The organism is Streptomyces sp. NBC_00523 (assembly GCF_036346615.1).
Taxonomy (GTDB): Bacteria; Actinomycetota; Actinomycetes; order Streptomycetales; family Streptomycetaceae; genus Streptomyces.
In genome coordinates this window covers 6,191,762-6,206,785 of sequence record NZ_CP107836.1, presented here as the reverse complement: position 1 = coordinate 6,206,785, position 15,024 = coordinate 6,191,762, and the positions used below count along the sequence as shown (strand labels likewise).

General features: G+C 71.8%; 3 protein-coding genes. All 3 read left to right on the top strand.

Annotated features, from left to right (window positions below):
• Nucleotides 1–60: 60 nt before the first annotated feature.
• Nucleotides 61–1,416: a helix-turn-helix domain-containing protein gene (locus OHS17_RS28080; RefSeq protein WP_330314389.1), complete on the top strand. Its 1,356-nt coding sequence runs from the start codon at nucleotides 61–63 to the stop codon at nucleotides 1,414–1,416.
• Nucleotides 1,417–1,583: 167 nt separating this feature from the next.
• A complete protein-coding gene (locus tag OHS17_RS28075) occupies nucleotides 1,584–14,228 on the top strand; it encodes a non-ribosomal peptide synthetase (RefSeq protein ID WP_330314388.1) in 12,645 nt (4,214 codons plus the stop codon).
• Nucleotides 14,225–15,007 (top strand): thioesterase II family protein, encoded by a 783-nt coding sequence (locus OHS17_RS28070; RefSeq protein ID WP_330314387.1) that lies wholly within the window; start codon nucleotides 14,225–14,227, stop codon nucleotides 15,005–15,007. The genes OHS17_RS28075 and OHS17_RS28070 overlap by 4 nt, the downstream gene beginning before the upstream one ends.
• Nucleotides 15,008–15,024: the final 17 nt, after the last annotated feature.

Below are 15,024 nucleotides of genomic sequence, written 5' to 3'. Positions count from 1 at the left end.
CACCCCGGCCCGCAGCCGCTTCCGGGGCGCCCATCCCCCCGACGAGCAGGAGTCCTTCCCATGACGCTCAGCCACCCCCCGCAGGACACCCCGGCCACCACCGCCCCGCTCGGTTCCCTGATACGCGGCCACCGGCTCCGTATCGGCCTGACCCAGCGGGAGTTGGCGGATCTGTCCACCATCAGCGTGCGGGCCATCCGGGACCTGGAGAAGGGGAAGGCCCAGCGGCCCAGGACGGATACGGTGCGGCTCATGGCCGACGCGCTCAGGCTCGGCCCCCGCGCCCGTGCCGCGCTGGAGGCGGCGGCCCGGAGCGGGTCCCGGGCGGACGGTGACGTGCGGCGCCTGTCCATGGAGCGGGCCGCACCGCCCGTGCCGCTGTACCCGCTGGTCGGGCGGGACGCGGAGACCGGTGTCCTGGTGGAGGAGCTGGGGTCCGGCGCCGAACGGCTGGTGACCGTCGTCGGGTTGAGCGGGGTGGGCAAGACCCGGCTCGCCCTGGAGGCGGCCGCCCGTCTGCACGGCGCCGGGCTGCCGGTGCTCTGGCACTACGGTGACGGCGCCACCGCCGACTGCCTGCGCCCCGACGACGACCCGATGCCCCAACTCGCCGACGACTGCGCGCGGTTCCTGCGCGGTGGCGGCGCGTCCGATGAGGTGCTGCCCGCGCTGGCGGACGCGCTGGCCGCCCTCGATGACGACGGCGGTTCCTCCGTACGCGGTGCGGCCGTGCTCGTCCTCGACGGTGCCGACACCGCCGCCCTGGACTTCGGCCGCCTGAGCCGGCTCCTGCGTACGTTCCCGGGCCTGCGGCTGCTGATCACCGGTGAGCGGCCCTGGAACGTGCCCGGTGAACGCCTGTTCCTGCTCTCCCCGTTGGAGGCGCCGGACCCGGCCGCCGGGCATCCGGACGCGCCCGCCGTACGGTTCTTCCTCAGCCAGCTCCGGCGCGTCCGGCCCGACATCGTGCCCGATGAGCAGGCGCTCGCGGATGTGGCCTGGATCTGCCACCGCCTCGACGGCCACCCGGCGGCGCTCGGTGCCGCCGCTTCCTGGCTCACCGTGTGCGACCTGTCCACCTTGCGGAACATCGTGGACTCCGACCCGGCCCCGCTCCTCGACCACCTGGCCGACGGCCCGGACGGCTCCCGCCTGCAGGTCCGGGTGAGCCGCACGCTCGCCGCGCTGCCCGCCCCTTACCGGGCCCTCATCGGCGACCTGGGCGAGGTGGGCGACGGGGAGTTCCTTCTCCAGGACGTCGTGCGGCTCACCGGCCGCCCGCTACCGGAGTGCGGCCGGCTGATCCGCGAGCTACTGGTCGGCGGCGTGATCCGGACCAGCGCGGACGGCGGGCGCTCGGCGTTCCGGGTGCTGTGCGTGGTGCGGGCGGCGGCGGGGGCGACGGCCGGGGTGTGACGGCTCCGGTGCGGCGGCGGACGGGGCGTGCCGTGCCTGCCGTCCGACTGCCGCCGCACCGCCGAACTGCTGGCCCTACCGCCGGAACAACTGCCGCTCGGCGCCCGGCCCCGGCGGTTGTATGGCACTCGCCCCGCCCCCTCCCGCCGCGACTCACAGGAGACCTCATGCCGTCCGACGCCACCGTCGCACCCGCTCCGGCCGCCTCCCGGCTGCCGCTCTCGGAGGCCCAGCGCGATATCTGGACGGCGCACACCCTGGACCCCACCGGCCTGAAGTACAACATCGCGGAGTGCCGGGACATCCTGGGCCCGGTCGACCCGGTGCTGATGGCCGCCGCCTGGCGCCGCCTCGTGGAGGAGGCGGACGTCATGCGCACCCGCTGCTTCGAGGACGACGGCGAGCAGGTGTGGCAGCTGATCGACACCGATGCGGGAGAGCGCACGCTCCCCTACACCGATGTGAGCGGTGCGGCGGACCCGGAGGGCGCGGCCTGGGGGCTGGTGGACGCGGCGGTCGGGGCGTCCTTCGATCTGACCGGCGAACACCCGCTCCGCTGCATGCTGATCAAGCTGGCCGACGACCGGTACTTCTACGTCTACGCCTTCCATCACCTGGTCGTCGACGGCGCGGGCATGGGTATGCTGCTGCAACGACTGGTCGAGCTGTACGAGCGGGCGGTCGCCGGGGAGCCGTGGGGCGACTCCCCGTTCGGCGGGCTCGCCGAGCTGTACGCCGAGGACGCCGCGTACCGGGCCTCCGAGCAGGCCACGGTCGAACGGGCCGCCTGGCGGGAGCACCTGGCGGGCGCTCCGGAGACGTTCCCCAGCCTGGTCAGGGGCGCCGGACGGGCCGCCCCCGCCCGGGCTCTGCTGCCCTTCGCCCGGCGCACCGTCCTCATCCCGGCAGCGGAGGCCGACCGGCTGCGTGCCGTGGCGCGCGCCGAGCGGGTCTCCTGGCCGGTGCTCGTGGTCGCGCTGTTCACGGTCTACCTGCACCGTGTCACGGACCTGGACGAGCTGATGGTCGCCCTGCCGGTGGCGGGCCGAGCCACGAAGACGGCCCGCAGTACGCCGGGCATGACGTCGAACATCGTGCCCCTGCGGCTCCGTGTGGGCACGGACGAGTCCCTGCGGACCCTGGTGCGTGCGGTGGCCGCCGAGGTCAAGCACGGACTGCGCCACCAGTTGACGCGGTTCGAGGACATGCGCCGGGACGCGGGGACACTCACCGGCGGTCGCAGGCTGACCGGGCCGGTGCTCAACATCATGTCCTTCAACGCGGACCTGACGGTCTGCGGCAGCACCACGGTGAACCACAACGTCACCAGCGGCCCGGTGGAGGACCTCAACGTCACCGTGTACGACCTGGGCGCGTCGGACGGTTTCCGCATCGACTTCGATACACCGGTGGAGGGCGTCGACGTCTCCGCCGTGGCCGCCCACCAGGACCGGCTGGCCGCCTTTCTCACTCGTGCGGTCGCGCCGTCCCCCGACGGGGTCGGGCCGGCCGAGCGGAACGCGGCAGAACTGGACGTGCTGACCGCGGGTGAGCGGGAGGTGCTGCTCGGGACGTGGGCCGGGGAGGTGGCCGCTCGGGACGATGTGTCACTCGTGCAGCGCTTCGAGGAGCAGGTGGCGCGGGTCCCGGACGCGGTTGCGCTGATCGACGGCGAGAGCAGCTATACGTACGCGGAGCTCAACGCCACCGCCAACCGCTGGGCGCGCGAGCTGCGCGCACGCGGCCTGGGCCGAGGCCGACTCGCCGGCATCCTCCTGGAACGCAACGCCACCTTCGCCGCCGCGCTCATCGCCGTACTCAAGACCGGCGCCGGACATGTGCTGCTCGACCCGGACTTCCCGGACGAGCGCCTGCGGTCGGCGGCGGACGAGGCCGCGATCAGTCACCTGGTCACACGGGCGGGGCTGGCGGGTCGCCTTGAGGGTGAGTGGGTTACGTGTGTGGAGGGCCCGGATGACGTGGCCCACCACGACGCGGGCGACCTCGGTCTGCCGATCCACGGTGACGACCTCGCCTGCGTGATGTTCACCTCCGGCTCCACCGGGCGGCCCAAGGGCATCGTCTCCTCGCACCGCAACCTCGTATCGACCCTGGTCGGACAGACCTACCTGCCGACGGGTGCGGACGAGGTGTACCTCCAGTCCTCCCCCATCTCCTGGGACGCCTTCAGCCTCGAATTCTGGGGCCCGCTGCTGCATGGCGCACGTGTCGTCCTTCAGCCGGGGCAGAAGCCGGAGCCCTCGCTCATCGCGGAGTTGGCCCCCAAGCACCGCGTGACGACGCTGCTCCTGTCGGCCAGCCTCTTCAACTACCTCACCGACGAACACCCCGAGACCTTCGACTCGGTCACCACCGCGTACACGGTGGGTGAGGCGGCCTCCCCGGTACACGTACACAAGCTTCAGACCGTCCGGCCCGGCATCAAGGTGCTCAACGGGTACGGGCCGGCCGAGGCGATGATCTACGCCACCACACACGTCATCGAGCCCGGCGACGCCCCGCACACCGTGATTCCGATCGGCACCCCGCTGGTCAACAAGCCCCTCTACGTCCTCGATACGTCGCTGAGGCTGTGCCCGCCTGGTGCCACCGGTGAGCTGTACGTGTCCGGCGACGGTCTGGCCCACGGCTACCTGAACCGGGCGGACCTCACCGCCACCAGCTTCGTACCGAACCCGTACGGCGAGCCCGGCACCCGGCTCTACCGCACCGGCGACCTCGCCCACTTCGACCACGACGGGCGGCTGCACTACGAAGGCCGCGCCGACCACCAGATCAAGATCCGCGGCTTCCGCATCGAACCCGCCGAGGTCGAAGCCGCACTCCTCACCCACACACAGGTCACCCAGGCCGTCGTCACCAAGCACCACGACCAACTCTCCGCCTACGTCGTGACGGGCGCTGACCCCGTGGAGCTCCGCCGCCACCTCGCCGACCGGCTTCCGGAACACCTGGTCCCCGCCTACCTCACCCCGCTCGACCGCTTCCCCCTCATGCCGAACGGGAAGATCGACAAGCGCGCGCTACCCGAGCCGGTCGCGGTGGCGTCGGGCGGTCGTGCCCCGCGCACCCTGCTGGAAGAGACCCTGACCGGCCTCTTCACCAGCACGCTCGACGTGCCGGGCACGCTGACGATCGATGACGACTTCTTCCAGCACGGCGGGCACTCGATCCTCGCGGCCCGCCTCACCAACCGGATCGCGCAGGCTCTCGGTGTCCGGCTGACGATCCGGGACGTGTTCGAGAACCCGACCGTGGCGCGGCTCGCGGAGAAGGTCGGCGCGGCGAAGGGCCTTCCGGCGCTGCCTCCGCCGTCCGCCGGTGAGGGGCCGGGCGAGGGACTGGCTCCCATGTCGTTCGCCCAGCGCCGGTTGTGGCTGCTGGCGGACCTGGACGGCGGAAGCACCGCGTACAACGTGCCGATGGCCGTACGCCTGGACGGCACCCTGGACGCCGACGCCCTGGAAGCCGCGCTCAACGACGTCATCGAGCGCCACGCACCCCTGCGCACCCGGTACGAAACGGTGGACGGCGAACCCCGGCAGCGCATCCTCCCGGCCACCGGGGCGCGGGTGCGCATGGAGCGCCGCGAGGTGACCGCCGGGGAGCTGGACCACGCGGTGGCCGAGGCGGGTCGCCACGTCTTCGACCTCCGCAGTGAGCTCCCGCTCACCGTCACACTGTTCCGGCTGGACGGCACCACGCACCACCTGGTCCTCGTGCTGCACCACATCGCCACGGACGGCCAGTCGGGCGAGGCGTACGTGACGGATCTGGCCCGTGCGTACGAGGCACGGATGGCCGGAGCCGAGGGACGGGTGCTTGAGCCGCTGTCGGTGCAGTACGCGGACTACGCGGTGTGGCAGCAGCGGGTGCTGGGCTCGGCCGACGACGCGGACAGCGTGCTCTCCCGCGAACTCGCCTTCTGGCAGGGCGCCTTGGAGAGCCTTCCGGAGGAGCACGGTCTCAACCTGGACCGGCCGCGCCCCGCACGGGCCTCGCACCGGGGCGGTGAGGTGGCCGTCGATCTCGGTGACGACCTGTTCGCCCGCGTGGGTGAGCTGGCCCGCGCCGAGGGGTGCACCCCGTTCATGGTGGTGCACGCGGCCCTGGCCGCAGCGCTCACCCGGCTGGGCGCCGGCACCGACCTGGCCATCGGCTCACCTGTGGCCGGGCGCACCGATGAGGCGCTGCGCGATCTGGTCGGGTTCTTCGTCAACACCCTGGTCCTGCGCACTGACACGACCGGCAACCCCAGCTTCCGGGAACTGCTGGGACGCGTCCGTGCCACGGACTTGGACGCCTTCGCCCACCAGGACGCCCCCTTCGACCTCGTCCTCGATGCCCTCAACCCCACCCGCACACTCGCCCGCCACCCCCTCTTCCAGATCTGCCTCACCCTGGAGACCAGCACACCGGTGCTGGCTCTGCCCGGGGTGCGACCGCAAGCCGTGCAGACGTTCGCCAACGGCTCGGCCAAGTTCGACCTGGAATTCCTGCTCCGCACGGACGACGGCGAGGGCCTGCGCGGCATGGTCGTCTTCGCGGAGGACCTGTTCGACCGCTCCACCGTCGAGCGCATGGTGACCGTGCTCGGAGCGGTGCTGCGCCAGGCGCTGGCCGACCCGGAGGCGCGCATCGGGGACGTCGATGTGCTGTCGGCGGGTGAGCGGGAGGTGCTGCTCGGGGCGTGGGCCGGGGAGGTGGCCGCTCGGGACGATGTGTCACTCGTGCAGCGTTTCGAGGAGCAGGTGGCGCGGGTCCCGGAGGCCGTTGCGCTGATCGACGGTGAGCACAGCTATACGTACGCCGAGCTCAACGCCACCGCCAACCGCTGGGCGCGCGAGCTGCGCGGGCACGGCCTCGGCCGGGGTGACCTGGCGGGCATTCTCTTCGAACGCAACGCCACCTTCGCCGCCGCGCTCATCGCCGTACTCAAGACCGGCGCCGGGCACGTGCTGCTCGACCCGGACTTCCCCGACGAGCGCCTGCGGTCCGCCGCGACCGAGGCCGCCATCAGCCACCTCGTCACCCACACCGCACTCGCCGACCGCCTCCCCGGAACCTGGACCACCTGCACCGAAGGCCCGGACGACCTGACCCACCACGACGCCGGCAACCTCGGCCTGCCGATCCAGGGCGACGACCTCGCCTGCGTGATGTTCACCTCCGGCTCCACCGGACGGCCCAAGGGCATCGTCTCCTCGCACCGCAACCTCGTGTCGACCCTGGTCGGACAGACCTACCTGCCGACGGGTGCGGACGAGGTGTACCTCCAGTCCTCCCCCATCTCCTGGGACGCATTCAGCCTCGAATTCTGGGGGCCCCTGCTGCACGGCGCACGTGTCGTCCTTCAGCCCGGGCAGAAGCCGGAACCGGCGATCATCGCCGAGTTGGCCCCCAAGCACCGCGTCACGACCCTCCTGCTGTCGGCCAGCCTCTTCAACTACCTCACCGACGAACACCCCGAGACCTTCGACTCGGTGACCACGGCCTACACCGTCGGGGAAGCCGCCTCGCCCGTCCACGTACACAAGCTGCACAGCGCCAGGCCGGGGATCAAGGTGCTCAACGGGTACGGACCGGCGGAGGCGATGATCTACGCCACCACCCACACCATCGAGCCCGCCGACGAGCCCCACACCGCCATCCCCATCGGCACCCCGCTGGTCAACAAGCCGCTGTATGTGCTCGACACCGCGCTCCGGCTCTGCGCACCCGGCGCCACCGGTGAGCTGTACGTATCCGGCGACGGTCTGGCCCACGGCTACCTCAACCGACCCGACCTCACCGCCACCAGCTTCGTCCCGAACCCGTACGGCCCCGGCGGGACCCGGCTCTACCGCACCGGCGACCTCGCCCACTTCGACCACGACGGGCGCCTCCACTACGAAGGCCGCGCCGACCACCAGATCAAGATCCGCGGCTTCCGCATCGAACCCGCCGAGGTCGAAGCCGCACTCCTCACCCACACACAGGTCACCCAGGCCGTCGTCACCAAGCACCACGACCAGCTCTCCGCCTACGTCGTCACCAGCGCCGACCCGGCAGAGCTTCGCCGCCACCTGGCCGACAGACTCCCCGAACACCTCGTCCCCGCCTACCTCACGCCACTCGACCGCTTCCCCCTCATGCCGAACGGGAAGATCGACAAGCGCGCGCTGCCCGAGCCGGTCGCGGTGGTGAGCACCGAGCGGATGCCGCAGACGCAGCTGGAAGAGGTGACGGTTGCCCTCTTCAGCCGGGTGCTGCGCACCTCGGAGCCGGCGGGTGTGGACGACAGCTTCTTCGCCCACGGCGGGCACTCGCTGCTGGCGGCCCGCCTCACCAACCACATGGCCGATGTGCTGGGCGTCCGGCTGACCATCCGGGACGTGTTCCAGCACCCCACGCCCGCGCGCCTCGCGCAGTACATCGCCTCGCTGAAGGGGCGCCCTGCGCTGCCGCCCCTGGTCGCGGGCGAGGCGGGCGACGGGCCGGACAGCCCCGTCTCGTTCGCCCAGCGCCGTCTGTGGCTGCTCGCGGAGCTGGACGGCGGGAGCACCGCGTACAACGTGCCGATGGCCGTACGCCTGGGAGGCACCCCGGACGTCGATGCCCTGGAAGCCGCGCTCAACGACGTCGTGGAGCGCCACGCGCCACTGCGCACCGTGTTCACGACGGGCGACGGGGAGCCCCGGCAGCGCGTCCAGCCGGCCGCCGGAGCCCGGGTCGTCATCGAGCGCCGGACGTCGACGGCGGCCTCGCTGGACGGTGACCTGGACGCGGCCACCCGGCACCGGTTCGACCTCCGGACCGGGAACCCGCTGCGGGCCACCTTGTTCGACCTCGAAGACGGGCGCCCCGTCCTGTTCCTGCTCTTCCACCACATCGCGACGGACGGCCGCTCGGCCGGTGTCTTCTTCGATGACCTGTCCCGGGCCTACGAGGCGCGGAGCGCGGGTGCGACCGCGAGCGTGCTTGAGCCGCTTCCGGTGCAGTACGCGGACTACGCGGTATGGCAGCAGCGGGTGCTGGGCTCGGCCGACGACGCGGACAGCGTGCTCTCCCGCGAACTCGCCTTCTGGCGGGACACCTTGGGCGCACTGCCGGAGGAGCACGGGCTGAGCCTCGACCGACCCCGTCCGGCGGTGGCCTCGCACCGGGGCGGTCAGGTCGAAGTGGCCCTGGGAGAGGACCTGTTCGAGCGCATCGGCGAGCTGGCCCGGTCCGAGGGCTGCACCCCCTTCATGGTCGTCCACGCCGCGCTCGCCGCAGCCCTCACCCGCCTCGGCGCCGGCACCGACCTGGCCATCGGCTCCCCCGTCGCCGGACGCACCGACGAAGCCCTGCACGAACTCGTCGGGTTCTTCGTCAACACCCTCGTCCTGCGCACCCACACCGACGGCAACCCCACCTTCCGCGAACTGCTCGAACGCGTCCGCACCACCGACCTCGACGCCTTCGCCCACCAAGACGCACCCTTCGACCTCGTCATCGACACCCTCAACCCCACCCGCACACTCGCCCGCCACCCCCTCTTCCAAATCTGCCTCGCCCTGGAGGCCGGTGAGGCTCCGACGCTGGGGCTGGGCGGTCAGACTGCCGAGGTGCGGGGGCTGACCAACGGTTCGGCCAAGTTCGACCTGGAGTTCCTGCTCCGGTCGGACGACAGCCGGGGCCTGCACGGGGTCGTCGTCTTCGCGGAGGACGTGTTCGACCGGGCCACCGTGGAGCGCATGGTGACCGTGCTCGGCGGGGTGCTGCGCCAGGCCCTGGACGACCCGGAAGCACACATCGGAGACGTGGAGGTGCTGTCGGCCGCCGAGCGGGGGCTGATCCTCGGGCCGTGGGCCGGGACCACCGCCGACATCGGCGCCACCTCGCTGGTCGCACGTTTCGAGGACCAGGCCGCCCGAACCCCGGAGGCCGTCGCGCTCATCGACGGCGAGAGCAGCTACACGTACGCGGAGCTCAACGCCACCGCCAACCGCTGGGCCCACCACCTGCGCGCACGCGGCCTCGGCCGGGGCGACCTCGCCGGCATCCTCCTGGAACGCAACGCCACCTTCGCCGCCGCCCTCATCGCCGTACTCAAGACGGGCGCCGGTTACACCCTGCTCGACCCCGATTTCCCCGACGAGCGTCTTCGCTCGGCCGCACAGGATGCGGGCATCGCCCTGCTCGTAACGGACGACGTCCTCGGGCAGCGTGTGGCAGGCCCCTGGGGTGTGGTCTCGTGCTCCGGCGGAGTGCCGGTGGAGACGCCGGACCGCAACCTGGGTGTGACGGTCACGGGGAACGACGTGGCATGCCTGATGTTCACGTCGGGGTCCACCGGGCGGCCCAAGGGCATCCTGTCCTCGCACCGCAACCTCGTCTCCACGGTCACCGCGCAGACATACGGGAACTTCGGCCCGGACGAGGTGTTCCTCCAGTGCTCACCCGTCTCCTGGGACGCCTTCAGCCTCGAATTCTGGGGCGCACTCCTCCACGGCGGCACCACCGTCCTCCAACCCGGACAGAAGCCCGAACCCGCCCTCATCGCCGAGCTGTCCCACCGCCACGGCGTCACGATGCTCCAACTCTCCGCCAGCCTCTTCAACTACCTCACCGACGAACACCCCGAAGCGTTCGCGTCGGTCACCGTCGCCTACACCGGCGGGGAAGCCGCCTCGCCCGCCCACGTCCACAAGCTTCAGCACCTCTCACCTCACACCACCGTGGTCAACGGATACGGCCCCGCCGAATCCATGGGCTTCACCACCACCCACACCATCGCCCCCACCACCGAACCCCACCCCACCATCCCGATCGGCTCACCCCTCACCAACAAGGCCGCCTACGTCCTCGACGCCACCCTCCAACCCGTCCCACCCGGCGTCACCGGCCACCTCTACCTCACCGGACACGGCCTCGCCCACGGCTACCTCAACCGCCCCGACCTCACCGCCACCACCTTCATCCCCAACCCCTACGGCGACCCCGGCACCCGCCTCTACCGCACCGGAGACCTCGCCCACTTCGACCACGACGGCCACCTGCACTACGAAGGCCGGGCGGACAGCCAGGTCAAGGTGCGCGGCTTCCGCATCGAACCCGGTGAGATCGAGGCCGCGCTCCTCACCCACCCCCACCTCACCCAGGCCACCGTCACCACCCACCGCGACCAGCTCGCCGCCTACGTCGTCACCGACACCGAGACCGCCACGGAAGACATCCGCCGACACCTGATCGACCGGCTCCCCGAGCACATGGTTCCCGCCTACCTCACCGTCCTGGACCGGCTCCCCCTCACCCCCAACGGCAAGATCGACCGACGCGCCCTGCCCGAACCGGCCGCCGTCGCCTCGCAGGGCCGCGCCCCGGGGAGCCAGCTCGAAGAGGTCACGGTCGCCCTGTTCAGCAAGGTGCTGGGCACTCCGGGGCCAGTGGGTGTCGAGGACAGCTTCTTCGCCCATGGCGGGCACTCGCTGCTGGCGGCCCGCCTCACCAACCACCTCGCCGAGGTGCTGGGCATCCGGCTGACCATGCGGGACGTGTTCCAGCACCCCACGCCCGCACGCCTCGCCCAGCACATCGCCACCCTCGACGGCCGGCCCGCGCTCCCGCCGCTCACCGCCGGGGCCTGGTCCGGTGACGGCGACGCGCCCGTGTCCTTCGCCCAGCGCCGCCTGTGGCTGATGGCCGAGCTGGACGGCGGCAGCGCCGCGTACAACGTACCGATGGCGGTACGGCTGACCGGTCCGCTGGACGCCGGGGTGCTCGACGCGGCGCTGCACGACGTGGTCGTACGTCACACCCCGCTGCGGACCGTGTTCGCGACGGTCGACGGCGAACCGCGCCAGCACGTCGTACCGGCCGCGGAGGCCCAGGTGCCCTTCCAGCGCCGCGAGGTGACCTCCGGCGAGCTGGACCGCGCCATGGCCGGGGCCGCGCGCCACGTCTTCGATCTCCGCAGCGAACTCCCCGTCCGGGCGACCCTGTTCGAGGTCGATGACGACTCCTCGGTGCTCCTGCTCCTGCTCCACCACATCGCGACGGACGGCCGGTCCACCGGAGTGCTGTTCGATGACCTGTCCCGGGCTTACGAGGCGCGGAGCGCGGGTGCGACCGGGAGTGTCCTGGAACCGTTGCCGGTGCGGTACGCGGACTACGCGGTCTGGCAGCAGCGGGCGCTGGGGGCCGCCGACGACGCGGACAGCGTGCTCTCCCAGGAGTTGGCGTTCTGGCACAAGACGCTGGAAGGGCTCCCCGAGGAGCACGCCCTGAACCTGGACCGCCCGCGCCCCGCACGCGCCTCGCACCGGGGCGGTCAGTTCGAAGTCGCCCTGGGAGACGACCTGTTCGAGCGCATCGGCGCGCTGGCCCGCGCCGAGGGGTGCACCCCGTTCATGGTGGTGCACGCGGCCCTGGCCGCAGCGCTCACCCGACTGGGCGCCGGCACCGACCTGGCCATCGGCTCACCCGTCGCCGGACGCACCGACGAAGCACTCCGCGATCTGGTCGGGTTCTTCGTCAACACCCTCGTCCTGCGCACCCACACCGACGGCAACCCCACCTTCCGGGAGCTGCTGGAACGCGTCCGTGCCACGGACTTGGACGCCTTCGCCCACCAGGACGCACCCTTCGACCTCGTCCTCGACGCCCTCAACCCCACCCGCACACTCGCCCGCCACCCCCTCTTCCAGATCTGCCTCACCCTGGAATCCGGAGGCGTTCCGGAGCTGCGGCTCGGGGACGCGACGGTCACCGCGATGCCGGACGTCACGAGCGGCGCGGCCAAGTTCGACGTGGAGTTCCTGCTCCGCACGGACGACGGCCAGGGGCTGCGGGGCACGGTGCTCTACGCGGAGGACCTGTTCGACCGGTCCACCGTCGAACGCATGGTGACCGTGCTCGGCGAGGTGCTGCGCCAGGCGCTGGCCGATCCCGAGCTGCGCGTCGGTGAGCTGGACGTGGTGTCGGCCGCCGAACGGCAACTCATCCTCGGGCCGTGGGCGGGGACCACCGCCGACATCGGCGCCACCTCGCTGGTCGCACGCTTCGAGGACCAGGCCGCCCGAACCCCGGAGGCCGTCGCGCTCATCGACGGCGAGAACAGCTACACGTACGCGGAGCTCAACGCCACCGCCAACCGCTGGGCCCACCACCTGCGCGCACGCGGCCTCGGCCGGGGCGACCTCGCCGGCATCCTCCTGGAACGCAACGCCACCTTCGCCGCCGCCCTCATCGCCGTACTCAAAACCGGCGCCGGGCACGTGCTGCTCGACCCGGACTTCCCCGACGAGCGCCTGCGTTCCGCAGCGACCGAGGCCGCCATCAGCCACCTCGTCACCCACACCGCACTCGCCGACCGCCTCCCCGGAACCTGGACCACCTGCCCCGAAGGCCCGGACGAGCTGACCCACCACGACGCCGGCAACCTCGGTCTGCCGATCCAGGGCGACGACCTCGCCTGCGTGATGTTCACCTCCGGCTCCACCGGACGGCCCAAGGGCATCCTGTCCTCGCACCGCAACCTGGTCTCCACGGTCACCGCGCAGACATACGGGAACTTCGGCCCGGACGAGGTGTTCCTCCAGTGCTCACCCGTCTCCTGGGACGCCTTCAGCCTCGAATTCTGGGGCGCACTCCTCCACGGCGGCACCACCGTCCTCCAACCCGGACAGAAGCCCGAACCCGCCCTCATCGCCGAGCTGTCCCACCGCCACGGCGTCACGATGCTCCAACTCTCCGCCAGCCTCTTCAACTACCTCACCGACGAACACCCCGAGGCATTCACCACCGTCACCATCGCCTACACCGGTGGCGAGGCGGCCTCCCCCGCCCACGTGCACAAACTCCAACAGCTCTCGCCCCACACCACCGTGGTCAACGGATACGGCCCCGCCGAGTCCATGGGCTTCACCACCACCCACACCGTCGCCCCCACCGACGAGCCCCACCCCACCATCCCCATCGGCTCACCCCTCACCAACAAGGCCGCCTACATCCTCGACGCCACCCTCCAACCCGTCCCGCCCGGTGTCACCGGCCACCTCTACCTCACCGGACACGGCCTCGCCCACGGCTACCTCAACCGCCCCGACCTCACCGCCACCACCTTCGTACCGAACCCGTACGGCGAACCCGGCACCCGGCTCTACCGCACCGGAGACCTCGCCCGGTTCGACCGCGAAGGCCGCCTGCACTACGAAGGCCGGGCGGACAGCCAGGTGAAGATCCGGGGCTTCCGCGTCGAACCCGCCGAGGTGGAGACCGCGCTGCTCAGCCACCCCCACCTGACCCAGGCCACCGTCACCACCCACCGCCGCCAGCTCGCCGCCTACGTCGTCACCGACACCGGCACGACGACCGAGGACATCCGCAGGCATCTCACCGAGCGGCTGCCCGAGCACATGGTGCCCACCTACCTCACCGTCCTCGACCGGCTCCCCCTCACCCCCAACGGCAAGATCGACCGGCGCGCCCTCCCGGAGCCTGCCGCTGTCGCCTCCCGGGGCCGCGCCCCGCGCAACCCGCTGGAAGAGACCCTGACCGGCCTCTTCGCCCGCACGCTGGGGGCCGAGGAAGCACTGACCATCGATGACGACTTCTTCCACCACGGCGGCCACTCCCTCCTGGGCGCCCGCCTCACCAACCACATCGCGGTCTCCCTGGACGTCCGGCTCACCGTCCGCGACGTCTTCGAGCACCCGACACCGGCCCGGCTCGCCGAGCACATCACCGCGCTGAAGTCCGCACCGGCCGCCAAGAAGGCCCGGCCCACCCTCCGCCGTCGTACCGAGACAGAACGGATCAGCTCATGACCTCCGTGTCCCCCGCCCCCGAAGACGTCGTCTGGGACCTTCCCGGTGACGGCCCGCACCGCCTCTCGCTGCTGGTGCTGCCGCACGCCGGGGGCAACGCCCACGCCTACGGCGGCTGGCGCGAGCACCTGCCGGCCGATGTGCGGCTGCTGATCGGCCAGTACCCGGGCCGCGGCGCCCGCTACTGCGAGGACCTGCCGCTGTCCGTGGACGACCTGGCGCAGCCCGTGGTGGACTCGCTGCCCGCCGACACCGGTGAGCTGGTGGTGCTGGGGCACAGCATGGGGTCGCTGGTGGCCTTCGAGGTGGTACGCGCCCTGCGGGCCGCCGGCCGCACTCCGCGCCTGCTGATCGCCTCCGCGTGCCGGGCGCCGGTGCTGCCGAACCAGTGCCCCGTGCATCCGGAACTGCTGGACGACGACCAGCTGGTCGCGGCCATCAAGGAGCGCGGCGGCACCGACGACGGCATCCTCGACGACCCCGAGCTGCGCGAGATCGTCCTGCCGTCCATCCGCGCCGACTTCGCGATCGACGATGCCTACCGGTGCACCGCCCCGAACGCCCAACTGGACTGCCCCGTGGCGGTGTTCGGCGGGGACGCCGACCCGATCGTCCCGGCGGAGATGCTGGCGGGCTGGTCGCTGGTGACCGGGCACGAGGTCGAGCCGCAGGTGCTGCCCGGTGACCACTTCTACTTCCAGCAGGACCTGGCGGGCTTCTTCGCCCGTCTCAACCCGGTCCTCGACGCCCTGCGCGACTCCGCCGCCGCGTCCGCGTAACCCCACCCCACTTCGTT